Source organism: Pseudomonas sp. WS 5027 (assembly GCF_012985695.1).
GTDB lineage: Bacteria > Pseudomonadota > Gammaproteobacteria > Pseudomonadales > Pseudomonadaceae > Aquipseudomonas > Aquipseudomonas hygromyciniae.
The window spans coordinates 1-24,104 of the sequence record NZ_JAAQWU010000016.1 but is presented as its reverse complement, the minus strand read 5'-3'; the positions used below and the strand labels follow the sequence as shown (position 1 = coordinate 24,104).

The window sequence follows — 24,104 nt, the reverse complement described above, 5'->3', positions numbered from 1 at the left end:
AAAACCAACACGCTTTTCATCATTCAATACGTATAATGCCGACCTTTTAGGGTTGTAAGAAAAACGGCATACACGCGTAGCCTTATTGCCCAAAGCCTCCGCACAGGCCCGCTGAGTCGGGCCATTCACACAGGTGCCATCCATGGATTTCAACCCGCTCGACCTTATCCTGCATCTCGACGTGTACCTCGACTTGCTGGTAACCAATTACGGTCCGTGGATCTACGCCATCCTGTTCCTGGTGATTTTTTGCGAAACCGGCCTGGTGGTCATGCCATTTTTGCCCGGCGATTCCTTGCTGTTTATTGCCGGCGCCGTCGCTGCAGGTGGCGGCATGGACCCGGTCCTGCTGGGCGGCCTGCTGATGCTAGCGGCGATCCTCGGTGACAGTACCAACTATGTGATCGGCCGAACCGCCGGGGAACGTTTGTTCAGCAATCCCAACTCAAAAATCTTCCGCCGCGACTACCTGCAAAAGACCCACGACTTCTACGACAAGCACGGCGGCAAAACCGTGACCCTGGCGCGCTTCCTGCCGATCCTGCGCACCTTCGCGCCATTCGTCGCCGGCGTCGCCAAAATGCCCTATCCGCGGTTCTTCGGCTTCAGCGTGCTGGGCACCATTCTCTGGGTCGGCGGCCTGGTCACCCTCGGCTACTTCTTCGGTAACGTACCGTTCATCAAGAAGAACCTGTCACTGCTGGTGGTATTCATCATCCTGCTCTCGCTGGTGCCGATGATCATTGGCGTGGTCCGCAGCCGTTTTGGCCGCACCTCATCCGAAGCCAAGCCGCACTGACCGGCCATGTGGTCCCTCAGCGCCTGGCGTCGCCGGCGCCTTCTGGCCAAGCATCCCGTTGCCGATGAAACCTGGCAGCGGGTGCGCCATCACCTGACCTTCCTCGACGGCATCAGCGCCGAACAGGACCAATGGTTGCGTGAAGCCAGCGTGCTGTTCCTCGCCGAAAAACACCTCACTGCCCTGCCCGGCGTCGAACTGCACCAGGAACAACGCCTGCTGCTCGCCGCCCAGGCGCAACTGCCACTGATGAACCTGGGCGAGCTGGATTGGTACCAGGGCTTCCACGAAATCATCCTCTACCCCGATGACTTCCGCAGCCCCCAGCGCCATCGCGACGCCAGCGGTGTGGAACATGAGTGGGATGGCGAACACAGCGGCGAAGCCTGGCAACAGGGCCCAGTGATCCTCGCCTGGCCGGGCGTGCTGGCCAGTGGCAATTGGGAAGGCTACAACCTGGTGATCCACGAACTGGCGCACAAACTCGACATGCTCAATGGCGATGCCAATGGCCTGCCCCCCCTGCACCACGACATGCGCGTCCAGGCGTGGGCAAGCGTGATGCAGAGCGCTTATGACGACCTCAACCGCCAGCTCGACGACAACCCCGACGCCGAAACCGCCATCGACCCATATGCGGCAGAAAACCCGGCAGAATTCTTTGCCGTCACCAGCGAATATTTTTTCAGCGCCCCGGATTTGCTCATCGACAGTTATCCACAGGTCTACGCGCAACTGAGCCTTTTTTACCGCCAGGATCCACTGGCCCGTCTGAAACATCTGCAAGCCAGCGACCCGCGCTATCAGACTGAAGGCTAAGTACCGTACGACGTCTGGCGCGTGGCATCGGCGCAGGAATATGCCTATAATCGCCGCCACTTTTAGGCCAATCCGGCCAATTCACTTGGCCAACAACGGGGGCAACGCCCAATGAGCTACAGCAAGATTCCGGCTGGCAAAGACCTGCCGAACGACATCTACGTCGCCATCGAGATTCCGGCCAACCACGCGCCGATCAAATACGAAATCGACAAAGACAGCGACTGCCTGTTCGTTGACCGTTTCATGGCTACCCCGATGTTCTATCCGGCCAACTACGGTTTCATCCCCAACACCCTGGCTGACGACGGTGACCCCCTCGACGTGCTGGTGGTGACTCCTTACCCGGTCACCCCAGGTTCGGTTATCCGCGCCCGTCCAGTCGGCATCCTGAACATGACCGACGACGGTGGTGGCGATGCCAAAGTCATCGCCGTGCCACACGACAAGCTGTCCCAGCTGTACGTCGATGTGAAGGAATACACCGACCTGCCGCCACTGCTGCTGGAGCAGATCAAGCACTTCTTCGAGAACTACAAAGACCTCGAAAAAGGCAAATGGGTGAAGATCGACGGTTGGGGCAACGCAGACGCCGCCCGTGCCGAGATCATGAAGTCGGTAGCCGCCTACAAAGGCTGATACCCGCTACTCATTGCCACGGCAATCAAAAAAGCCCCGATTATTCGGGGCTTTTTTTGTGGGAAAAAATAAACAACAAGTTCAATCAAGTAAACAAAACAGCAACTAACGTTTAACTCGCTATAATTCAAACAGGATTTCACTTGCTTTAAGGAAACACCTACATACACCAACTCAACGCATGGTTTATTTGATCTAATTTTCCGGCCAGTAAACTCTGCGTTTATGAATACATCAGGTGATCGCTTAAGAATGTTACTTCGGGAAGTTCATCTTTCCGCATCCGACTTCGCCAAGAATCGCGACGTCACGCCCCAGCACGTCAACAACTGGTTCAAGCGTGGCGTGCCCATGGCCCGGCTCGACGAAATAGCAGAACTGCTGTGTGTCACCAGCCGCTGGCTGCGTACCGGCGAAGGCCCCAAACACCCGCCGACCAACTACCAACAGGAAGGCTCCAACCCCGCAAACAACGCGCCCGCACGCGAAGACTGCGGCCACTACCTCTGCGGGCCCAGCAGCGACCCGAAAAAAATCGACGTGGAAATCCCCCTCCACGCCTCCTTCAATTCCCAGGAAAATCTACGCCTCTCCCTGAGCACCCTGGAACAACTCAACGTCACCGCCGAACGCGCCTTGGTGGCCTATATGGTCGGCAACAGCATGATCGACATCATCCAGGACGGCGCCATCCTGGCCATCGACCGCGGCCGCACGCAAATCATCGACGGCGAAATCTACGCCCTCGAACACGACGGCATGCTGCGCATCAAATACCTCTACAACCGGCCCGGCGGCGGCCTGCGCATCCGCAGCCACAACAGCAACGAACACCCCGACGAACTCCTGACCTACGACCAGCGCTTCGAGCAAAACGTACATATCCTGGGCTGGGTGTTCTGGTGGTCCACCCTCAACAACCGCCGCCCTCCCGTCCCCCTGGACGACCATCTGATCGGCCACGACAGCTCTAAATCAGACCAGACGCTGGGAAAACGAGAGAAATGTGAGTAACATGCGCGGCACATTTGGCAGGGTCGGCGTAAAGCCCACACACCCTGCCCGGCGACGCGGAGGAGTTCCCGCCGATGCCCCCCTCATCATTTGAGCGAGAGCTTGGATGAACGATTGAAGGCTGGTGAGGTTTACCAAAAATAGACTTAACCAGTCCCCGAGAAGCCGGCCACAAGCCGGCTTTTTAATTGTCCGAAATAATCTAATCCCATCTAAAAGCCCCCTGGCAGCCTAACTACTTAGGGGACTAGGTCCGTTTTAACAACGCTCGAAAACAAGCAAAGAGCCGCGCCCTCAAGCACAGCTCTCCCCGCCCAACTAACAACGACAGCCCTATCGAGTCCCGCGCAAGCGCAACGCCGACGGCATAAAGTACGAGTCCTCCGGAATCGGCTGCGCAAAATCCACTGTCTGCGGTTCTTCGTTATCCAGGTTTTGCACGTAGTACCGTCGCGCCTGCAGGTCATGGAACACGTCCAATGCGCTCCAGGTAGTCGGCAAATCGTAGAAGTTTTTCAGATAGGCCATCGACACCCGCCACAGTTCACCACGGCCGTCGTACTGGTCGACCACTGCTGCACCCCAGCTGTCTTCGTCGAGGTAGAGCACGCGTTTGGAGTACAGGTGCCGCGCCGTTGCTTTCAGGGTGCCTTCGACTACCCATACGCGGTGTAGCTCGTAGCGGGCGTATTGCGGGTTGAGGTGGCCGACCTTGAGCAGGTCGGCGTATTTCACGTCGGCGCTGGCGAGTTTGTAGTTGTTGTAGGGGATGTAGATTTCTTTCTTGCCCAGCAGTTTCCAGTCGTAGCGATCCGGTGAGCCGTTGAACATGTCGGTGTCGTCTGCCGTGCGCAGGCCATCGGAGGATGAGATCGGTGTGTCGTAGGCCAGGTTCGGTGCGCGGCGTACGCGGCGTTGGCCGGCGTCGTAGATCCAGGCTTGGCGGGCGTCTTTGATCTGGTCGAGGGTCTCGTGCACCAGGGTCGCGCCACCGGCCAGGCGGGCCGGGCTTTTTACGAAGGTCAGGTAGTAGAACAGGATGTTTTTCAGGTCGGCGTATTGCCCGCCCTGGCGGTAGTAGTTGAACAGCCCTTCCTGCTGCGCCGTGACCAGGGCGAAGCTGCCGTTGCGTTGCACGGGCGCCTCCGAAGCACGGCGCACGATGTAGGTGCCGCGATAGCGGGTGATGTGGTTCCACAGTGCTTCCACGCCGTTTTGCGGAATGGGGAACGGCACGCCACCAAAGGCGTCGGCGAAGCCGGTGCCGCCGTCCAGCAGTTTGGCGCTGGTGGCGTTCTTGAAGGTGTTGTCATACACCCACTGCGGCGCCGAGCCGGAACGCCGGCTTGGGTAGATGGGCATCTGGAAGCTGTCGGGGTAGCTGTTGAACAAGGCGATCTGACCCGCCGTCAGGCTGGCCTTGTATTGCTCCAGGTTGGCCTTGGTGATGGTGAACAGCGGTTTGTCGCCGGCAAAGGGGTCGAGGTGGTGCTTGCCCTTTTCATAGCCCTTGGGCGCCTGGGTGATGCCGCCCTCCCAGGTGGGGATGGTACCGGCGGCATTGCCCGCGCGCTCGGCGCCGAAGGGAGTGAGCTGGGTCTTGAGTTGTTGCGCGTCTTGGGGCGAGAGCGCCGCAAGGGCATTGCCAGCGGCCAGGCCAAGGGCCAAGGCCAGGCTGGCGGTGAGCATTCGAGGTGCGTGGAACATGGCAAATCTCCAAAAGAACGAGAGCGGGTAGCCGCCCTCGCGACGCAGCATGGCTGCGGCTTACAGGAAGTACTTGAGGTTGAAACCAATGTTGTCGCGGTCGCGGATCACGTTGTTCTGGCCGCCGCCAAAGAACTCGGTGTACTGCAGTTCGGCTTCCAGCTTGTTCTGGTAGTTGGCCTTGAGCCCCAGGGTGTAAGCCTTGCGGCCCTCGATGTAGTTGCCGGCCTGGTAGGAGTTGCCTTTGAAGTCGTCCTTGTAGACCGCGTAGGGCGACAGATTGACCCCGGCGTACACGTCGTTCCAGGTACCGTTGAACATCACCGTGTAGCTGTAGGAATCACGGCTGACCTGGTCATCACGATCACCACCCGACACATAGGAAGTGTTGCCGCTGCCCGCGTAGTAACGGGTGCTGCCATCGTAGGCCTGGTACTTCAGGCCACTGCCGCGCAGGTGCTCGGAGGCCAGTTCGAAGACGCCGAACAACGAGTCGAAGCTCAGGCCCGGGCCGAAGTTGTAGATGCTGCCCAAGGAGGTGTTGAAGGCCTCTACACGCTCGGAGTTGTCGATCTGGCTGTCGAGGTTGACCATCTGCCCGCCGACATTGATGAACTGCCCGCCCGCCGCCGCGCCGGCACCATTGGCCAGGTCGCCGATCAGGTCGTTGGTGGCGGCGACGCCGATGGGCAGGTTCGGCCGATAGGCCAGCTCGCCAAACACCGAGGCTTTGCCCAGGGTGGTGTTGAAGCTGAAGCCGTACATGCGGATATCTTCGGCGTAGCGGCGGTGCGCCTGGATGTTGCCCATCACGTCCACCGTCGCCAGGCCATGGGCCAAGGCCGCCGCCTGGCTGCCAGCCACCGACGACAGCATGCTGGTCAGTGCCGCCATGTCGATGCCTTTGTAGCCCGCCAGGTCAGCGGCGATGGTCGGCTCCTTAGCGTGGTAGTTGACCAGGTACAGGCCGAACTCGGTGCTGTTGAGCTCCTCGGCGATGTAACGGAAGGCGAAGCCGAACTGGCCATCGTTGCGCGCGTTGTAGTCCTTTCCGATCGACGCCACCTTGAGGGTGTTGCCGTAGGCCGGGGTCATGCCGTTGGCGTAGAGCCCGGTACTGCGCAGCATGCCCCCGAGCATCGGATTGTTGCCCAGGGCGTCATATAGCCCGATGACGTTGCCGCCGATGGGCGTCGGGGTGTCGAGGGCGCTACCGGTAAAGTTGTTGTAGCCGGTGCGGCCGCCATCGGCGAACAGGTCGCTCTGGGAGTAGAAAGTGCCGACCGGATCGATGCGTGTCTCCTTCCAGTTCCACTGGTAGAAACTCTCCATCGACAGGTTGTCGCTCAAGCCGATGTTGAAGCTGATGGCCTCCACCGGCATCAGCACTTCCTTGACCTCGGCGCCCGGCAGGCGGTACTTGGCCGCGTCCACCGGGTTGGTGGTGTTGACCCCGCCGCGATAGAAGATGCCCTCGCCCCAGTTGAATACCTGGCGCCCCAGGCGCGCGGTCAGGGGCATCTGGCCAACGTCCCAGTTGCCATAGATGTAGGAGTCGAGAATCTCCACGCGGCTTCCGGCAATGTCCCGGGTCTGGTCGGTGAAGCGGTCGTCCCGCGGATGGTTCTGGCTGGGTTGCGATGGGTTGTTGTTGCGGTAGTAGTCGTTGCGCTTGTCCATGATCTGGGTGTCATAGAACCCCGTGCCCCGCACGAACAGCCCGTAGTTCTGATAATTGGCTTCCAGCTCCGACGTGATCTTGTACACCTCGGAAACCAGCCCGGTATCGAAGTTGCGATTGCCGTCATTGGTGTTGACGTCGTCGTTGCCCTTGTCCCGCCCCTGGACCCGCCACAAACGCCCATACGACAGGGTGCTGTCGAACGAGCCGGTGACCTGGTTGTCCAGCACGCTGAACTCCATGGCCTGCACGTTCCCGCCGCTGCACAGTTGCAGCAGGCCCGCCAGGCCGACGCCAGCCCCAGTGGATGTGATGGACCATTTACCCTCGGATCCCGAGCCTTGCGCGCGCACTGTGGTGCTCATTGCCGTCTCTCCCCTGCAACCTTTTTTGTTGTTATTGCACTGCGATGTCTGTTGTTTCACTGCGCCGGGCGGTCGAGGCCGGCCCGGACGTAGTTGCGACTGTGGGCGCCAAAGTGGCGCAGCAACTGCACCACCTGTTCGTTGAGCCGGGCATGGTCGTAGCGCTCGGCGGGCAACTGGTTGCCTGTACTGAAACTCTGGGTCGCCCCCGGCGTGGCCAGCCACTGGCCGATGGCCTCGTCGAACGCCACCGCCTGGGCATCCGCCTCGGCGCTGACCACCTGGCGCAGGTAGTCCGTCGAATAGCCGGGATAGTCGGTGTCCCGACTGGTGTCGGCGTAGGCCGCCAGCATCGGGTTGCTCGCCCCCGTCAGCAGCAGGTGGCGCAGCCAGGCGAACTGATAGCGTTCCACCTCGTTGTGGCGCGTGGCGACACGTTCGATCGCCGCCCGCTTGTCGCTGTCGTAGCCGGCCAGGGCCTTGCCTTCCATCAGCAGCATGCTGGTCAAATCGTCGCCCGGCAGCGTGGTGGCGTGATACGGCTGGGTCAGGTCCTGCAGGTAGTGCATGCCCCAGCCGAGGAAGCGATAACCCCAGTAGGGATGGCCATTGGCGAAGGCAAAACGCGCCAGGCCGAAGTACTGGTAGGCCCGCCAGTCCGGCCAGTTGCGCAGCAGGAACGGCGCCGCGACGTAGACCACCGCGCTCTCGTGAAAGAAGCCCATATGGAACGGCGCCTGGGAGCTGTACTGGAAACGCGCATCGCCAAACGACTGCACGCCAAAGCCATACAACGCACCGACGGCCCCCGGGTTATCGCTGAACAGGTTGATATCGTGGCCGTAGTCCGGCTCATCCGCAGCGGTCGCCAGCACCGCCAGCGGCGCGACCTTCTGCCCCGGCTGCAGTTGGATAAAGCGCTGGCGATTCCACGGTGAGAGGGTTTGTTCGACCATCACTTCGGCCGCCTTGAGCTGCGGGCGACCCGCCAGGTCTTCGCCGGGCATGGGCTGGATCACCTGGGCCAGGTGGATCTGTGGATTGACCCGCAAGGCCATGAGGAAGTCGCGGCGCAGATCGGCCCCGGGCCGGGGTGCCAGGCGCAGGTTGTCGGGGCGCGGCGGATAGTCGGGAAAGTGACTGCGGGCGAAGTGTTCCTGCTCGTCCAGCAAGGCCACCAGGCCAGGGTATTGCTGGGAGATAAACTGCTCGAGGGTCTCGACCTGCACCTCGGGCGCCTCGCGCAACGCGGGCAAATCTTGCAGGGCCAGGTAGCTGCCCACGCTGTGATTGGACCATGCACTGACCCCGGGCGACAGACTCCATAACCCCAGGCACAGCAGCAACGACGGCAACTTCATGGCTTTACGCTCTTGTTGTAGATGCGTTCAGCCTAACAATCCGGGTATGCCCCGACACTGTCCGATCTTGCCAAAACGACTCACCAATAGCGCCACGCACGATCGGGACTATCTGTAGGAGCGAGCTTGCTCGCGAAGAACTTGAGAGCGCCGCGTTTATCCTGCAGGCACGCGTTATCGTTGACGTTCTTCGCGAGCAAGCTCGCTCCTACAGTGGGGCCTACGCCGGGTAGCCGGTGATCTCGCGGATGCTCTGGTACAGCGGCTTGAGCTGGCGATACATGCGCAGGTAAACCTCGCGGTACAAACGCTCGTACATCTGTTGCGCCTCGGGTTGAGGCATGAAGACCTCGGCGGTGCGGGTCATGGCGGCGATGGCGGTATCGAAATCCGGGTACAGCCCAAGCCCCACGGCACAGGCAATCCCAGCCCCCAACCCGGACGCCTCATACACATGCGGACGCTCGGCGGGCAGGCCAAAGATATCGGCGGTCAGTTGCATCGCCGCGTCGCTCTGGGAGCCGCCACCGGCCACGCGCAAGCGCGTGATCGACAGTTTCGAACGGCGCTCGATTCGCTCCTTGCCCTGGCGCAATGCATAGGCCAGACCCTCAAGAATCGCCCGGTAGATATGGGCCCGAGTATGCACATCGCCAAAGCCGATCATCGCCCCCTTGGCCTCCACTCCCGGTTCGCGGATACCTGGCGACCAATAGGGTTGCAGGGTCAGGCCCATGGAGCCGGGCGGTACCGCGTTGACCAGCGCATCAAACAGCTGCTCCGGCTCCAGGCCCTGCTCACGGGCCTGTTGCATTTCCCGTAGGCCGAACTCGTTTTTGAACCAACTGACCATCCAGTAGCCGCGATAGATCATCACTTCGCAGTTGTAGTGATCGGGGATTGCCGCCGGGTAAGGCGGGATCAGCGGGACAATCTCCAGATAGCGCGAGCGAGTGGTGGTGATGGTCGCCGTAGTGCCGTAGGACAGGCACGCGGTCGTCGCTTCCACCACGCCGGAACCGAGCACCTCGCAGGCCTTGTCGGAGCCGGCGGCAATCAGCGGCAACCCCTGCGGGATGCCGGTATGGCGGCTGGCCTCGGCGGTGATGCGGCCCAATTCTTCCCCCGGTTTGTACAGGGTCGGCAGTTGCTCCGCACGCACCGCCAGGGCCTGCCATTTCCAGTCCCGGGGCGCGGCCCAGCGCAGATGCTTGAAGTCGAATGGCAGGTAACCCACGCAGCACCCCACCGAGTCGACAAAACGCCCGGTCAGGCGATGACTGAGAAACCCCGAGAGCAGCAGGAACTTGTCAGTGGCAGCCCAGATATCCGGCTGATGCTGGGCGATCCAGTTGGCCTCGGCCTGGGCACGAAAGTAGTCCACCGTGGCCTCGGCCCCCACCAGTTTGAACAGCCAACCCCAGGGCCCCTTGATCCCGCCCTCCGGCTGGCACTGGCGTTGGTCGAGCCAGAGAATGGCCGGTCGCAATGCCTGGCCCTGGGCATCGACATTGATCAGGGTGCCGCGCTGGGTGGTCAGGGATACGCCACGGATCAAACTGCGGTCGATGCCGGTCTGCGCCCACAACTGCTGGCAAGCTTCTCCCAGCTTGCGCCAGTAATAATCCGGGTCCTGCTCGGCCCAGCCGGGCTGGCTGGAGTAGTAGGCCTGCAACTCGACCTTGCCTTTGCCCAACAGGTTGCCCTGCAGGTCGAACAACAGCGCACGGACACTCTGGGTGCCGTTGTCGATCGCCAGCACATAGTCTTTGCCGGGGGTGTTGTTATCCATGAAGCTCGCTTTTTTCATGAGGCACTCTTCAGATCGAGGCGCTGGGTACGCTGTGATGGCGTTGCCACAGTTGCAGGTAGCGCTGCTGTTCCTGTTCCCAGCGCGCGTCGTCCCAGCCCAGGCGCGGCTGACATAGCCGGCGGATATCTGCCAGGTAATGCGCAGCGCCTTCGGGCAGGAGCAGGCCGAGGCGCGTGCGCCGCAGTAGCAGGTCATCCAGGTGCAAAACCATCTCGGTCTCGGCGGCAAACGCCAGCTCCGCCCACAGGGTATCGCTGGCACCCACACAATCGCTGCCCAGGTTGTTGATCAAGCTGGCCAGGCGCGGCAGATCACGACCATGGCGCCCAGCCAGGCGACGCAGGCCGGCACCGCTCAGCCCGGGAATCGCCTGCAGCGCCAAGGCCTGGAACACCGGCGCCCCGTCATCCTCCAGGGTTTTGCCGAGCATCCCGGCACAGGCCCGCAACACCTCGATGGCCTGGGGCCGGAAGGTGGTCAGCTTGCCCCCTGCCAGGGTCACACAGCCGGGTTCCTGCCACAGCACATGCTCGCGGGTTTCATTGGATGGCTTGGCCTGGGAGTCGGCGGCGCCCACCACCGGACGCACCCCGGACCAGGTGCACAGCACGTCCGCCGCCGTTACCTCGGCCTGGGGAAATGGTTGGGCGCAAGCCTCCAGCAGGTAGTCGAGTTCTTCACGGGTGATGCTTGCGCCAAGGTCCAGATCCTCGCGATGATCCAGGTCGGTGGTGCCCACCACCGTGGCTCCCTCCCAGGGAAAAACGAACACCGGGCGACCGTCACGCCGGTGCATGAAACTGAAGGCATGGGCCACCGGCAAGCGCCAGCCGGGCAACAGCAGGTGGCTGCCACGCAAGGGCCGCAACTGGCGCTGCCCACCACCCGGTTGCAGGCGCTCAGCCCAGGCGCCAGTGGCCACCGCCAACACCGCGCAGCGCACTTGCATAAGCGTGCCGCCTTCAGCGTCCTCGACCTCGACCCCACACACACGCTCGCCGTCGCGCAATACCTGTCGCACCCGCAGGCCATTGAGTGCCCAGGCGCCATCGGCACGGGCCTCGGCCAGCACGCGCATGACCAGCCGCGCATCGTCGGTCAGTGCATCGCGAAACTGCGAAGCCCCCAGCAACCCCGGCGCCAGGAGCCCCGGTGCCAGATAGCGCAGTTGCTCAGGCTTATGGAACTGCCGGCTACGACAACCGGCCAGGGCGTCATACAGGCGCAGCAAACCGCCGAATACCCGCGGCCCGGGGAACCCGCCGCGATAGTGCGGCATCAGGAAACTCATGGGCTCCACCAGCCCCGGTGCTTCGCCCATCAAACGTTGGCGCTCGTGCACTGAATCACGGGCCAGGCGCCATTGGCCCTTGGCGATATAACGCAGCCCACCATGGACCATTTTCGACGAGCGGCTGGAGGTGCCCCAGGCAAAATCCCGTTGCTCCAGCAGCAGGCAGCGCCAGCCGCGCCGGGCCGCCTCGCGCAGGATCCCGGCGCCGCTGATGCCGCCGCCAATCACGATCAGGTCCCAGGTTTCACTCGCCAGTTGCGCCAGCGCGGTCTCGCGCCATTGGGCATTCCAGTCATTGCTCATGGGCCTAGTCTTCCAGCAGCGTGCCGGGGTTGAGGCGCCCGGCCGGATCGAAATGCCGGCTCAGGCTGTGCAGCGCAGCCATTGCCAATTCGCCCTTCTCCCTCGGCAGGTAAGGCGCGTGGTCCTTGCCCACGCCGTGCTGGTGGCTGATGGTGCCGTGGTTTTCGACGATGGTACGGCTGGCCGCCTGCTTCAGGGCCTTCCAGCGTTCGAGGGTGGCCGGGTAGTCCGCCGCCGGGCGGAACACATAGCTGGTGTAGATGCTCGAACCTTCGCCATACACATGGGACAGATGGGTGAACACATGGACCCGCTCGCCCTCGGCCGCCAGGCAGTCGCGCAGGCTGGCCTCGATAGCGTGCAGCAAGGTATCGACATGGCACCAGTCGGTCGCGGTCTCCAGGGTGTCGACCACGTAGCCGGCCTGCCAGAGGTTCTCCCGCAGGTAGGGGAAGCGAAAACGGTTCTGTTGCCACTTCTTGCCCAACAGGGTGCCGGTAAACACGCCGCCAAAGGCCTTGAGATGCTGGCGGGCCTGGCGCAACGACAGGGCATTCTGCCGACGATTGCCAGTGACACCGAAGGTCAGCAGGCACTTGCCCTCGCCCGCGCCACGCAGCGCCAGGTAGCGCTCCAGCCAGGCGATTTGATTGGGATGGCCAGCCAGCGCCAGCTGGGTCTGGGTTTCCATGGCATTGGACAGGCGCAGCATCGACAGCGGCACCCGGGCCTGCACCAGTTGCCGAATGGCCTGCAGGGCTTGGGGCCAGTCCGGTATGAACACACCATAGAAACGCTCGTCCTCGGGCAAGGCACTGACCCGCACCTTGACCTGGGAAATGATGCCGAAGCGCCCTTCACTGCCCAGCACCACTTCCCGCAGGTCGGGGCCCGCGGCCGACGCCGGGAAGCTCGGGATCTCCAGGGGCCCGGCGAATGTCTCCAGGGTGCCGCCGGCGAACAGTTGCTCGATCCGCCCATAGCGCAGCGATTGCTGGCCGCTGGAGCGACTGGCGACCCAGCCGCCCAGGGTCGACAGTTCCCAGGACTGCGGGAAGTGCCCCAGGGTGTAGCCTTTGGCGCGCAGTTGGCTCTCCACCTGAGGCCCGCTGACGCCGGGGCCGAAGGTGGCGATCAGGCTTTGCTCGTCGAGGTCGAGCAGGCGATTCATGTGGGCCAGGGACACCGTCAGTACCGGGCGCGTGGACGCCGGCGGGTTGATATGCCCGGCCACGGAGGTGCCACCACCATAGGGAATCAGGCACAGGTCTGCACTGTCGGCCAGGGCCAGCAACTGGCGGATCTGCTCGACACTTTCCGGTAGGGCCACGGCATCCGGGTAGCGGCCCAGTACACCTTCACGCAGGGCCAGCCAGTCCGGCAGGCTCTGGCCTCGGGCATGCATCAGGCGGTCCCTGGGTTCAATACTGTAGAGCGGATGGGGCGCCAGGCGCGATGCGGGAACCCCGGCCAGGGCGCTGTCCAGGCTGGCGTCGGGCAGGGTGTGCCCATCGCCCAGTCGCTCGCACAGAAACGCCGCCCCATGAGCAGGCATCTCCATCTGCGTGGTTTCTTCGCCCCAGCCGTTCCAGCGTCGCATGCCTGTTTCTCCCAGCAGATCGTGTGATTTTCAGTGCCCCCATACTAGTCAGCCGGCGCAAGCTGTCACGGTCGCATCGAGACAGATGGAGTAGCCAATTGGGTCAATCGGTCCATTTCCCGATGTCGCCACGGGAGCATTTACTTTAGTCATGGTTTCAAATTACCTTGCCAGCCATCGACGCGCGCAAGGTACTGCCGCCAGCAACACCCCCGCCAGGAACCCGATCATGCAGACAACCGGCTCGACCTCAGTCCCTCCTCTGCTGAAATACCTGCGCCATGCCGAACAGCTCGGCGTGGCGACCGGCCCCGCCCTGGCGGCAGCCGGAATCACTGCGGGCCAACTCGACGACAACAGCCTGCGCCTGCCCGTGGAAGCCCACGAACGCCTGCTGGAGTATTTCTGCGAACATTCCGGGGACCTGCTGTTCGGGCTCAATTCGGCGCGTTTCGTGCTGCCAAATTCGTGGAGCGTGCTGGGCTACATCACCATGAACTGCGCGACCCTGGGCGAGGCGATGAACCGCATCATGCCGTTCGAAAAGCTGGTGGGCGACATGGGCACCAGCCGCGCGGAGATGGTCGATGGGCAGGTGCGGCTGATCTGGAACTGCCGCCACCAGCAGCCGCGGATCCGCCGGCATATGGTGGAGAACGTGCTGGCATCCTGGCTGGTGTATACACGCTGGATCGCCGACACCGAACTGTCGCCCAGCCAGGTACTGCTCGAACACCCGCTGCCGGACGGCGCGCAACTCAGCCAATACGAGGACTTCTTCGGTTGCCCGGTGTTGTTCGAGCAGCCCTGCTCGGCCCTGGTGGCGCCGTTGAGTTACCTGCAAACGCCCCTGCGCCAGGCCGATGCGCAATTACTGCGGACCCTGGAGGAACACGCCCTGGCCCTGATGGCCTCGCTGGACGATTCGACCCTCGCGCTGCGGGTGAAAAACGCCCTGCGCCAGTTGCTCAAGGAAGGCCTGCCGCGCAAGGAACAAGTGGCCGAGCAGTTCGCCATGTCGGTGCGCACCCTGCAACGCCAATTGCAGCAGGCGGGTACGTCCTACCAGCAGATCCTCGACGACCTGCGTCAGGAACTGGCCGAACACTACCTGCTGCACAGCGACCTGCCGATCCAGGACATCGCCCAATATTTGGGCTTTACCGAACCGCGCTCATTCCACCGTACCTTCAAGAGCCGCACCGGCATGCCGCCGGGCGAGTATCGGCAGACCCACCGGGCCAGTTGAAGCGTCGCAAATTACAGGCGGTCGAGCCCCAACCCCTCAATCAAATCCTCCCCGGCCTCATCCGCCCGCCACCGCCGACTGGATATGCGCATGGTGTATCGCCGCCGATACTCCGAAGGCGTAAGCCCCGTAGTGCGCAAAAACAGGCGTCGAAACGCACTGGCATCCTGATAACCGCAGTACTCCATGACTTCCGTCAGATCGATCAAAGTCACTTCCAGTAACTGCTTGGCCCGTTCAACCCGCAGGCGATGCAGGTAGTCCAGAGGGGTCATGCCTTCCACCTCCTTGAAGTGACGCAGCAAAGTCCGCGGGCTGGCGGTCGCGGCCTGGGCTACCGCGTCCAGGCTGTAGGGCATCTGAATATGCTGCTGCAGCCATTGCTTGGCGCGGAACACCACGCTGTCGCGGGTTTTTACCGAGATGCCGGGGAAGTTAAGGCTGGAATGCTCAAAACGCATCGGGTGGTACAGCAGGCCGTTGGTGGCGATCTGGGCCATTTCTTCGCCGGCGAAGTGACGGATCAATTCCACCATCAGGTTGCAGACCGCTGCAGGGGCTCCGGCGGTGAAGACCGGGCCGTCAACCACCACCGGGCCTTCCATCGCCAATTGCACCGTGGGAAAGGTGGACGCGAACCAATTGGCAATCATCCAGGTAACGGTTGCGCGCCGACCATCCAGTACCCCAGCACGGGCAAGCAGCACGGCACCATTGAAGCTGGCAGCCACCACACGCCCTTGGGCGTGATAACGCGCAATGCAGTTCAGTTCGTCGGCGCATTGAGCAAGAACCTGGTTCAGGTCCGGCACGTTTTTCATTTGCACGCCAGGAACAAACAGGACCGTCTGCGAGGGCCGCAGGGTTTTACGGCCTGGGCTGGGCGGGCGCATTTCCGACAGCCAGTCCGGAAGCGCCAGTTCATTGCCCGCCGCATCGATCAAGCGCCAGTGAAAAAACGCCCCGCGCTTGTCCGGGTTGCGCAACTGCCAGAGGTTGTTGAAGGTGCGCAGCATGTCGATCACGCTAAACAGCGTGCCGGCAAGATTGTGCGGGCCATGCAATAAATCGACGCGGACATTCATGGGCTTACCTGGCGATATTGGATTTATTGTTGGCGATATTAGCCCTATCACCTTTAAACACCAGCCCCGCTCACTGCACTGACTTGTGCTGAGGAGCTTGCCTCCTTCACTACAGGTCAGTAGAACCTGGATTTTTACTTGGCGATATTGGCTTTATTGCTGTCGGTATTCGCCGTATTACCGCAATCACTTCGACGCTAGACTGAAAAACACCTGGCCTCAGCAAGAAAAAAAACAAGGGTATCAGTCAGTGAAAACAACAATAAGAAACGCCTGGGGAAGTACCGGCAAGCCAGTGGTTGCAGGGTTGGCCACGACATTGCTCAGTGCGGGCTTCGGCACTCCAGTCAGCGCTGGAGAGCTGGTGTTCAGTGACCTCAAGTCAGGGCTGGGTAACGGCATGCAATGGCAACATGACGACGCGCGCCTGCAGGTCAAAGGCGCCCTGGCCCTGGGCACGGTACGACGCATGGACGACCCCAGCCACCGCCTGACCAGCGCCGAATACGGTATGAACCTGTTCAACGACGGCAACCTCAACTACAAGCGCGGCGATGCGGTTTCTACGTCGGCCGAAGCCTACCTGCAAGCAGATTTGAGCCACCGCAACCTCGGGGTTTTCGTCAGCGCAAAGGGTTGGTACGACTACACCCAAAAGCATCAGGACGTCGACCATGGCAGCGTCCCCAACGGCTATCGCTCGGGAGAGCCGCTCAGTGATTCGGGGTTCGATTCCCTGGCGCGGTTCTCCAATGCGGTGTTCAACGACGCCTACGTCTACGGCAACTTCCAGCCTGGCGGGCATGACCTGCTGGTGCGCCTGGGCGACCAGGCGATCCCGTGGGTCACACCGACCACCATCAGCGGTGGCCTGCAGGCGGTAAACGCGTTTGACTGGGCCGCCGCACGTCGAGCCACCTCGATTGCCGAAGCCCGCACCGTGCCAATGCCGACCCTGTACGCCAAGCTGGCGCTGACCGAGAACCTGTCGCTGGATGCGTTCAATCAGTTTGAATTGCGCCCCAGTGCCTACTCTGGCTGCGGCACATTTCTGTCGACCAGCGACTACGCACAACCGGGCTGCAACCAATTCATCCTTAACGGCAGCGTGATGAGCGCCATAGCGGGACGGCCGATCTACACCACCGATGGCCAGGCCCTCAACAACCCCATCGACCATGTGGCACGCGGCCCGGACCATCGCCCAGGCAACAATCAATTCGGCGCCAGCCTGCAGTATTTGTGGAAGGACGTGGGGTTGTTCGGCTTGTATTTCGCTGACTACAGTAGCCGCGAAGCGCTGACCCAGGTGGTGCGCACCGGCCCCGGCGTACTGACGCCACCGGCTGCGAACGTGGGGCAGGCAATACCCACCGGCGTGGCGGCTTATTATCAGCGCGCCTATCCAACCCGCATTCGCCTGTATGCCCTCAACTTCAAGACGCGGCTACCGGGCGGCACCGGGATTTATGCCGAATACAGTTACCGGCCCAATCAACCGATTGCGTGGAACGGCGCCGACTTTATCGCCGGGCTGCTCGCCGGCAGCGGGCCCATGGGCTACCTGTCCAAAACCCCGACGGGCTACCTGGCAAGCGGCTACGACCGCTTCCACGTCAGCCAATTGAATCTGGGCGCCAGCCATCCTTTTGGCCAGGTGTTGGGCGGCGCGATGAAGCTATCGGCAGAAGCCGGGTTGAAATACGTACACGACCTGCCCGACACCGACCAGATCCGTTATGGCCGCCCCGGTTTCGGCAGCGCGCCCTACGGCAAGGCCGCGAAGTGCACAGGCCCGGCGGCCAAATGCGCAGATGACGGATTTGTCACCCCGTTTGCCTGGGGCACCCGCGTCAAAGGAGAAATCAACTACAGGAATGTATTGCCCGGGCTGGACGTGACGCCTTCGCTGACACTCGTCTACGACATCAAGGGTCACGCCTATGACGGGGTATTTTCCGAAGGCCGCTACGCGCAAATACTCGGCGTGCGCGGCGATTACAAAAGCACCTACACCTTCGATCTCAGCTACCTGAACACCGGTGGCGGCGATTACAACCTGGTGGCAGATCGCAGCCTGTTAGAGGCCAGTGTCGGCATTCGCTTCTAGCCCCCCCTTAAAACAAGGCCATTTCCATGCGTTCATTGACCGATAGCCGACGCCCGCTCGTAGTTGCCCTGCTGATGACAGTGGTGATTATCAGCGTGCTGGACAAGACCATTTTCGCCTTCGCCGGCCCGCAGATCATTGATGAGTTAAAGCTCACGCCAGCGCAGTTCGGCTTTATCAGCAGCGCGTTCTTTTTTCTCTATTCGGTCTCGGGCGTGCTGGTGGGTTTTCTCGCCAACCGCATGCCGAGCCGCTGGATTCTCTCCGGCATGGCCCTGGTGTGGATGACCGCCCAATTGCTCGCGGCCCTGTCCACCAGTTTCTTTACCCTGCTGGCCAGCCGCGTCCTGCTCGGCGCCGGTTGCGGCCCGGGCACGGCGGTGACTCAGCACGCCTGTTTCAAGTGGTACACCAGCCGCGAGCGAGTGCTGCCAGCAGCGCTGATCCAGGTAGCAATCATGCTCGGTGCGATTGCCGGCGCGGTGGCCCTGCCCAAGTTGATCGAGCAGTACGGCTGGCGCACGGGCTACGTGCTGTTGGCCGGTGTCGGCCTGGTGTGGCTGCTGCTGTGGCAACGTTATGGCCGCGAAGGCCAGCATGACGATACACGGGGCACCCAGGGCGACCTGTTGCCCACGTTGCCCTACAAGCGCCTGTTGCTCAACCGCACGTTTGTCTGCATTACCTTGGTTGCGTTCTGCAGCTACCTGCCCAATGCCTTGCTCTACAGTTGGTTGCCCACCTACCTGCAAAGAGGCCTGGGCATGACGCCGATGCAATCGGGCTACCTGGTGCTGGCCACCACACTGGGGGTGATCTTTATCAACCTGCTGGTTTCCAGCCTGGCGCAACGCGCAATGAAACGCGGCGCCAGCATCCGCAAGGCGATGGTCGTGCCGCCGCTTCTGGCTTGCCTGATCGCCGCCGTGACTTACATCCTGATGGGTTTTACCAACACCAGCCTGACCGTGACCCTGGTTTTTTTCCTGCTCGGCAGCATTCTCCTCAACCTGCTGTCGGCCTTCGGTTTCAGCATCGTTGCCCACATCGCCCCGGCTCGCCAACGCGGGAGCATGCTGGCGATCCATATCGCCCTGCTGACCACCGCCGGCATGCTCGCGCCCGTGCTGGTCGGGCAAGCCATCGGCTGGCAGAACGGCGACCTGGTGAGTGGCTTCGAACTGGCCATCGGCCTGTTTGGTATTGCCCTGCTGGTGTTCAGCCTGCTCGGGCTGGCGCTGATCGACCCGGAACGCAGTCGCCGCGCACTCACGGCCAGCATTCCCGGCGCAGGTTCTGCGGCCATCAGCCCGGCATAAGCCGCGCAGCGGCGGCCCCACCACCTTGATCGCTGCGCGCAGCGCCCAGCACGACTGCCAATAGGGAACACCCGATGGACTTATCCTGCTTTTCACAAAGCTACGCCGAAGCTCGGCAAAAATTCCTCCAGGCCTGCGCCAGCGCCGGCCTGGAGGTCCAATCCCATCCTCACCCGTTACCGGGCAGCGATGGCGAGGAACTGGCCCTGGATGTGGCGCTTGCAGGCTCGCCCACGGCCACCAACCTGCTGGTCCTGAGCAGCGGCGTGCATGGCGTGGAAGGCTTCTGCGGCTCGGCCGTACAGGTTGACCACCTGCGCAACCGCGAGTGGCTGCAACACTGCCAGCGCCAAGACCTGGCGGTGCTGTATCTGCATGCGATCAACCCGTACGGTTTCTCCTGGCTGCGTCGGGTCAACGAAGACAATGTCGACCTCAACCGTAACTTCATTGACTTCGCGCAACCGCTGCCCGACAACCCCGACTACCGCATCCTCGCCCCACTGCTGCTGCCACGACGGCAACCACCCACCCTGCTCAGCACGCTTGGCCTGGCCGGATACGCCCTGCGCCATGGCCGCAAAACCCTGCAGTCAGCCATTACCCGCGGCCAACACAGCCACCCCGAAGGTTTGTTTTTCGCGGGCACGGCACCTGCCTGGAGCAACCTGCAACTGCGCCAGATTATCCGGCGCCTGGGCAACCACTGCCGGCGTATCGGCTGGATCGATGTGCACACAGGGCTAGGACCGTGTGGCGTGGGTGAGCGGATCTACAAAGGGCGCAATCACCCCAGCGATATTGCACGGGCGCGCAGCTGGTGGGGCCCGCAGGTCACGACCAACGCAGACGGCACCTCCTCGTCGGCCATGCTCAACGGCACCCTGGACCTGGCGGTGATGGAGGAATGCCCCCACGCGCAGTACAACGGTTTGACCCTGGAGTACGGCACGCAGCCGGGGCCACGAGTGCTTGAGGCCCTACGCGCCGATCACTGGCTGCACACCCATCCACAGACAGCACAAGCCCGGCGAGTGCAGATCAAGCGCCGGTTGCGCGATGCGTTCTACATCGATACCGAGGGCTGGAAACGCCAGGTACTGGAGCAGGCGCGCGAAGTGACTGCGCTGAGCCTGCGCGGTCTTGCCACGCGCTTGGAATGACAAAAATGCCCACTATCAGGTGGGGTACACACTCAAACCACAGAGGATGTTCATGATGAGTGCATATTTGGCACAGGCTTTAAGAGAGGTCATGCAAAAGGTCCAGGCCCGTCTCGACCAGCATCAGGATGAGGTCGTCGCCACACTCAACCGGGTAGCGACTGGCGAACTGAAGATGACCGAAACGCTCAGCCCCCTGGAGCAGGAAAACGCCCGGGTGCTGTTCGGCTGGGTGGCCCAGGAGGGCCCGCAAAAGGTGTTTGCCGCGATCCAGCCGATCTTGGCCGACCCTGCCAAGTTGAGCGCGGGCGTCACCTTCGATGACCTCATCAACGGCCCGCCGTTCGGGATCATCCCCCCTGCTCTCAAGCACATTGACCTGCGCGGCCTGACCCGACTCGCGGTCCTGCTGGCCAGCTACATTTTCTATGAGCAATTCCACTACCCGCAGCCAGAAACCGGGGTGTACGACATCTCGGGCAAGCCCTTCCAGAAACTCAAGTGGCTCTACCGCTACTGGTTCAATCAACTTGAAGTGGCCGAGAAAGACTCCGGGCTGGAGGAGCTATTTGAGTCCCAGGCGTTCAACTTCTTCAACCTGAATCAATCACCGACGGACCCAGGCTTCAGCTACCCGCCGTTGCGCTCGGTCTCGGTGTCATGTGCCGGAGACCTGCTGGCGGTCGATGTCCTGACCCCGGAAAACACCCCGCACCTGTTCGATGACATCACGGACTTCTACAGCACCGCAGACATCGTCAGCGCCAACCTGGAATCGACCGTTGACCGGGACAGTGAACTGGGACGCTATCAGGACAAAGGGCAACCGGCCAAGATGAACACATCCGAGGCGATGTTCCGCAAGTTCCGTGATGAGGCGAACATCAACTTCTTCAGTACCGCGACCAATCACGCCCTGGACTGGGGTGAACAAGGCGTACTCGCCACCCTCGATGTACTGAAAAAATCCGGCGCCTACTATGCCGGCACTGCCGCCAGCCAGGCCGAGCAGGATGACGTGGTGGTGGTGGAGAAAAACGGCATCAAGGTTGCCCTGCTGGCCTATACCTTTGACCTCAACGGCCGCGACCCATCGCCTGACAAGACGTACCTGGCCAACGTGGTGCGCTTCAACGATGTAAACCCGGCGCCCGACTACTCACTGATCGAAGAACAGGTCGCCCGCGCCAAAGCCAAGGGTGCGGACTGGATCATCGCCTACTGCCACTGGGGCTGGGAGTTCGAGATGTACCCCCACGTCAATATCGTGGAAGCCGCACGCAAGGTGATTGCCTGCGGTGTAGACACGATCCTCGGCAACCATGCCCATGTCAGCCAGCCCGCAGAACTTATCCCGCGCCCTGGCAAGCAGGATGCGCTGGTGATCTACGCGTTCGGCGACTTCGTCAGTTATCACCCCGAAAGCCGCAACTCAAAACTGGCCTACACCCTCAAATTCAGCATCGGCAAATTCCTGGGGGTTACTCGCCTGTTCAACGTCAAGGCACTGCCTATCTACATCGTTAACGAAAGATTGGATGGCAACCGTTTCAACTGCCGCATCGTCAAGTTTTTCGATGTGCTGGAGAACCCGGATGGCTACGGGCTGAACGAGTTGGAGAAGAGCCAACTGCCCCATCTGCGGGACAAGGTGTGGAACGATATTCTGTCGCCACTTTCCAGCCTCCCGGACTGATGTAAGCAACAGCACCAAGCCTGCCTTGAACCGCAGGCTTTTTTGTCACTGCCCTTGACTCTCCCCTATACGGCAGACCCTACGCTGAATGCCATTTCTCTCAGGACATTCCCCGTGGTTCAGCGCACCTTGGTCATCCTTGGCCACTCCTCCAGCACCAGCTTCTGTTCGGCCCTCGCCGAGACCTACCTGCAGTCGGCCAGAAACGCCGGCCACGAGGTGCGCATCCTGCGCCTTGGCGAGCTGGTTTTCGACCCGATCCTGCACCACGCCTATCATCAGGACCAGCCCCTGGAACCCGACTTGCTCGGCGCCCAATCCGACATTCTGTGGGCCACTCACCTGACGTTCGTGTTCCCCATCTGGTGGGGCGGCGTTCCGGCATTGTTGAAGGGGTTTATCGATCGGATTTTCCTCGCCGGTTTTGCCTTCAAATACCGCAAGGGCAAGGCGTTCCCCGACAAGCTTCTGAAGGGCCGAACCGCCCACCTGCTGGTGGCCCTGGATACGCCGCCGTGGTATTACCGTTGGTTCTACCGCATGCCCGGCCTGCACCAGATGCGCAAGACCACCCTCGAGTTTTGCGGCATCAAGCCGATCAAGACCGTGATGCTCGGGCCTGTACTGGGCTCTACAGCGGCGCAGCGCGAAAAGTGGCTGAAAAAGGCCGGCACACTCTTTTAGGAAAGGATCTGCATGTACATCGGTAAAGCCGCGCAGTTGTCAGGCACGACAATCAAAGCCATTCGTCACTATGAGGACATCGGCTTGCTGCCACCGCCACAACGCGAGGGGCGCTATCGGGTTTACTCGGCGCAGAGCGTGGAGCTGCTGACGTTTATCAAGTGTGCGCAGCAACTGGGTTTCAAGCTCAAGGAGTTGCAGGAGATTCTGCACGGGCACCATGGCGATGAGCTGCCGTGGCAGCGCGCCAACCAGGCGATAGCGCAAAAGAAACTCGAGTTGATGACGCAAATCCAAGCCCTGCAACAGGTGCATACAGGGCTGGTGGCGTTTGAGAGCAGCCTGGAGCAGGCCCAGGGTCAGTGCCAGTTTGCACGGTTGGTGGAAACCGGCACTGCACGCAACCGCTAGTTCAGCAGATCGCCCCATTTTTTTTGCAGGGCGCGTTCTTCGGTCAGGATTTCCCGCGTCATGGCGTCAACCCAGCGCTGGGCAAAACCATTGGCTGGACCCCAAACCCGAGGCCCAGCAGATTGTGGTGAAAAACCTGCAGGATCTGAAGCCTTGGCTATATGACTAAAAGGCGGCTTTTGCCAGTCAGCAGCATCGCCGTTTCATGTGGGCATAAGCGACGATCCCACCGAGTAAATTCTGCCTGCACGTAAGCCCATTCTGATTTAACAGACCACACCTCCAACCGCCCTTTTCCTGCGGCATTCTCCGACGCCTTTCTTTTGCAGAGACGTCATGGATGCCAGCTCCTGCCCCTGATTCATCCCCCCTCGACCTGATCGAATACGAGCTGAACGGCTTTCACCAGAGCCTGGCGGTGTATCGCCAGCAGGTAACCAGCTGGTACGCGCAAGCCCTGGACAAGGCCAGCCATGCCACGGATTTGCCGTCGTTGCTGGGCATGGAGCGAGTGCTGCGGGTCGGCGATTCCCAGGTATCGGTGAGCATGACCGACACCGATTTTGCTTCCAGTGTTGCCGTGTGCCCGGCAGGCGGCGAGCTGAAGATCCAGAGCAAATTCGAGTCGGTGTATGACGTGCCGCTGGGCAATCTCCAGGTGCAGGTGCTTGGCCTGGATGACGGCAGCTCCACGTTTATCCAACTGGATGAACAGGGCAAGGGCTCCCATCACTGCGCAGCCGGCGGGCGCTATCAGCTGCGTGTACAGGGCGGGGTGTCGCCGGCGCAGGTGGAGGCGCTGTTTGCGTCCTACGACGGTTTGACCGTTGAGCTGGAAGCCTGGTTGCGCAAGGAGTGGAGTGGGTTCAAACCGCACTGGCAGGCCTCCACGGCGAGCGCTATTGGCAGTGGGATATTGGCCGGTACCTGGTCAGCCATTTCCGAGGTGTGGGACAGCCTTTCGCTGGTGCAGGACATCCTCAAGGACCCGG

Annotated in this window: 17 protein-coding genes and 2 pseudogenes; 12 read left to right on the top strand and 7 right to left on the bottom strand. The window is 61.7% G+C overall.

Features of this window, described 5'->3' with window-relative positions; genetic code table 11:
- Positions 1-142 precede the first annotated feature (142 nt).
- From HBO09_RS19380 to HBO09_RS19365, 4 genes are all read left to right on the top strand, one after another.
- Positions 143-799 (top strand): DedA family protein, encoded by a 657-nt coding sequence (locus HBO09_RS19380; protein ID WP_169865984.1) that lies wholly within the window; start codon positions 143-145, stop codon positions 797-799.
- Between the two features lie 6 nt (positions 800-805).
- The gene (locus HBO09_RS19375) at positions 806-1,618 is read left to right on the top strand and encodes a M90 family metallopeptidase (protein WP_169997706.1); all 813 of its coding nucleotides are present in this window, start codon (positions 806-808) and stop codon (positions 1,616-1,618) included.
- A gap of 111 nt (positions 1,619-1,729) precedes the next feature.
- A complete protein-coding gene (gene ppa / locus HBO09_RS19370; protein WP_003176323.1) occupies positions 1,730-2,257 on the top strand; it encodes an inorganic diphosphatase in 528 nt (175 codons plus the stop codon).
- Between the two features lie 225 nt (positions 2,258-2,482).
- Positions 2,483-3,271: an XRE family transcriptional regulator gene (locus tag HBO09_RS19365; protein ID WP_169997707.1), complete on the top strand. Its 789-nt coding sequence runs from the start codon at positions 2,483-2,485 to the stop codon at positions 3,269-3,271.
- A gap of 333 nt (positions 3,272-3,604) precedes the next feature.
- Here the strand turns inward: HBO09_RS19365 and HBO09_RS19360 are convergent, their stop codons facing one another.
- The 6 genes from HBO09_RS19360 to HBO09_RS19335 form a co-directional block, all read right to left on the bottom strand.
- Positions 3,605-4,978, bottom strand: coding sequence for a DUF1329 domain-containing protein (locus HBO09_RS19360; protein ID WP_169997708.1), 1,374 nt, complete (start codon positions 4,976-4,978; stop codon positions 3,605-3,607).
- 60 nt (positions 4,979-5,038) lie between these two features.
- Positions 5,039-7,024 (bottom strand): DUF1302 domain-containing protein, encoded by a 1,986-nt coding sequence (locus tag HBO09_RS19355; RefSeq protein WP_169997710.1) that lies wholly within the window; start codon positions 7,022-7,024, stop codon positions 5,039-5,041.
- Positions 7,025-7,080: 56 nt separating this feature from the next.
- Positions 7,081-8,385, bottom strand: a complete 1,305-nt coding sequence (locus HBO09_RS19350) for a phospholipase (RefSeq protein ID WP_169997712.1) — start codon at positions 8,383-8,385, stop codon at positions 7,081-7,083.
- Positions 8,386-8,605: 220 nt separating this feature from the next.
- Entirely contained in the window at positions 8,606-10,177 is a 1,572-nt protein-coding gene (locus HBO09_RS19345; protein ID WP_169997739.1) for an FGGY-family carbohydrate kinase, read from the bottom strand.
- A 28-nt stretch (positions 10,178-10,205) separates the two neighbouring features.
- Positions 10,206-11,795, bottom strand: a complete 1,590-nt coding sequence (locus HBO09_RS19340) for a glycerol-3-phosphate dehydrogenase/oxidase (RefSeq protein WP_169997714.1) — start codon at positions 11,793-11,795, stop codon at positions 10,206-10,208.
- A 4-nt stretch (positions 11,796-11,799) separates the two neighbouring features.
- On the bottom strand, positions 11,800-13,395 hold the full coding sequence (locus tag HBO09_RS19335; RefSeq protein ID WP_169997716.1) for an FAD-binding oxidoreductase: 1,596 nt from the start codon (positions 13,393-13,395) through the stop codon (positions 11,800-11,802).
- Positions 13,396-13,624: 229 nt separating this feature from the next.
- Here HBO09_RS19335 and HBO09_RS19330 point away from each other — a divergent pair, with 229 nt between their 5' ends.
- A complete protein-coding gene (locus HBO09_RS19330; protein WP_169997718.1) occupies positions 13,625-14,644 on the top strand; it encodes an AraC family transcriptional regulator in 1,020 nt (339 codons plus the stop codon).
- An 11-nt stretch (positions 14,645-14,655) separates the two neighbouring features.
- Here HBO09_RS19330 and HBO09_RS19325 read toward each other — a convergent pair whose 3' ends face one another.
- Entirely contained in the window at positions 14,656-15,729 is a 1,074-nt protein-coding gene (locus HBO09_RS19325) for a helix-turn-helix domain-containing protein (RefSeq protein WP_169997721.1), read from the bottom strand.
- A 250-nt stretch (positions 15,730-15,979) separates the two neighbouring features.
- On the opposite strand from HBO09_RS19325, the gene HBO09_RS19320 reads away from it, so the two are divergent.
- The 7 genes and pseudogenes from HBO09_RS19320 to HBO09_RS19290 form a co-directional block, all read left to right on the top strand.
- Positions 15,980-17,839: a DUF1302 domain-containing protein gene (locus HBO09_RS19320; protein WP_346266439.1), complete on the top strand. Its 1,860-nt coding sequence runs from the start codon at positions 15,980-15,982 to the stop codon at positions 17,837-17,839.
- A 26-nt stretch (positions 17,840-17,865) separates the two neighbouring features.
- Complete coding sequence (locus tag HBO09_RS19315; RefSeq protein WP_169997723.1) at positions 17,866-19,158, top strand: MFS transporter; 1,293 nt, start codon at positions 17,866-17,868, stop codon at positions 19,156-19,158.
- A 74-nt stretch (positions 19,159-19,232) separates the two neighbouring features.
- Positions 19,233-20,321, top strand: a complete 1,089-nt coding sequence (locus HBO09_RS19310) for a M14 family metallopeptidase (RefSeq protein ID WP_169997725.1) — start codon at positions 19,233-19,235, stop codon at positions 20,319-20,321.
- 91 nt (positions 20,322-20,412) lie between these two features.
- Positions 20,413-22,017 carry a CapA family protein gene (locus tag HBO09_RS19305; protein ID WP_262381286.1) on the top strand — a complete coding sequence of 535 codons (1,605 nt, stop codon included), beginning with the start codon at positions 20,413-20,415 and terminating at the stop codon, positions 22,015-22,017.
- Positions 22,018-22,131: 114 nt separating this feature from the next.
- Positions 22,132-22,727: pseudogene (locus HBO09_RS19300) on the top strand (NAD(P)H-dependent oxidoreductase).
- Positions 22,714-23,112 (top strand): MerR family transcriptional regulator, encoded by a 399-nt coding sequence (locus tag HBO09_RS19295; protein ID WP_169997731.1) that lies wholly within the window; start codon positions 22,714-22,716, stop codon positions 23,110-23,112. Before HBO09_RS19300 ends, HBO09_RS19295 begins: the two are co-directional and overlap by 14 nt.
- 340 nt (positions 23,113-23,452) lie before the next feature.
- Positions 23,453-24,104: pseudogene (locus tag HBO09_RS19290) on the top strand (type IV secretion protein Rhs); the annotation flags it as partial.

What these genes read in the sequence shown, in the direction of transcription:
- HBO09_RS19380 (WP_169865984.1), top strand. Translation starts at nt 143, where the DNA reads ATGGATTTCAACCCGCTCGACCTTATCCTGCATCTCGACGTGTACCTC.
- HBO09_RS19375 (WP_169997706.1), top strand. Translation starts at nt 806, where the DNA reads ATGTGGTCCCTCAGCGCCTGGCGTCGCCGGCGCCTTCTGGCCAAGCAT.
- ppa (WP_003176323.1), top strand. Translation starts at nt 1,730, where the DNA reads ATGAGCTACAGCAAGATTCCGGCTGGCAAAGACCTGCCGAACGACATC.
- HBO09_RS19365 (WP_169997707.1), top strand. Translation starts at nt 2,483, where the DNA reads ATGAATACATCAGGTGATCGCTTAAGAATGTTACTTCGGGAAGTTCAT.
- HBO09_RS19360 (WP_169997708.1), bottom strand. Translation starts at nt 4,978, where the DNA reads ATGTTCCACGCACCTCGAATGCTCACCGCCAGCCTGGCCTTGGCCCTT.
- HBO09_RS19355 (WP_169997710.1), bottom strand. Translation starts at nt 7,024, where the DNA reads ATGAGCACCACAGTGCGCGCGCAAGGCTCGGGATCCGAGGGTAAATGG.
- HBO09_RS19350 (WP_169997712.1), bottom strand. Translation starts at nt 8,385, where the DNA reads ATGAAGTTGCCGTCGTTGCTGCTGTGCCTGGGGTTATGGAGTCTGTCG.
- HBO09_RS19345 (WP_169997739.1), bottom strand. Translation starts at nt 10,177, where the DNA reads ATGGATAACAACACCCCCGGCAAAGACTATGTGCTGGCGATCGACAAC.
- HBO09_RS19340 (WP_169997714.1), bottom strand. Translation starts at nt 11,795, where the DNA reads ATGAGCAATGACTGGAATGCCCAATGGCGCGAGACCGCGCTGGCGCAA.
- HBO09_RS19335 (WP_169997716.1), bottom strand. Translation starts at nt 13,395, where the DNA reads ATGCGACGCTGGAACGGCTGGGGCGAAGAAACCACGCAGATGGAGATG.
- HBO09_RS19330 (WP_169997718.1), top strand. Translation starts at nt 13,625, where the DNA reads ATGCAGACAACCGGCTCGACCTCAGTCCCTCCTCTGCTGAAATACCTG.
- HBO09_RS19325 (WP_169997721.1), bottom strand. Translation starts at nt 15,729, where the DNA reads ATGAATGTCCGCGTCGATTTATTGCATGGCCCGCACAATCTTGCCGGC.
- HBO09_RS19315 (WP_169997723.1), top strand. Translation starts at nt 17,866, where the DNA reads ATGCGTTCATTGACCGATAGCCGACGCCCGCTCGTAGTTGCCCTGCTG.
- HBO09_RS19310 (WP_169997725.1), top strand. Translation starts at nt 19,233, where the DNA reads ATGGACTTATCCTGCTTTTCACAAAGCTACGCCGAAGCTCGGCAAAAA.
- HBO09_RS19305 (WP_262381286.1), top strand. Translation starts at nt 20,413, where the DNA reads ATGCAAAAGGTCCAGGCCCGTCTCGACCAGCATCAGGATGAGGTCGTC.
- HBO09_RS19295 (WP_169997731.1), top strand. Translation starts at nt 22,714, where the DNA reads ATGTACATCGGTAAAGCCGCGCAGTTGTCAGGCACGACAATCAAAGCC.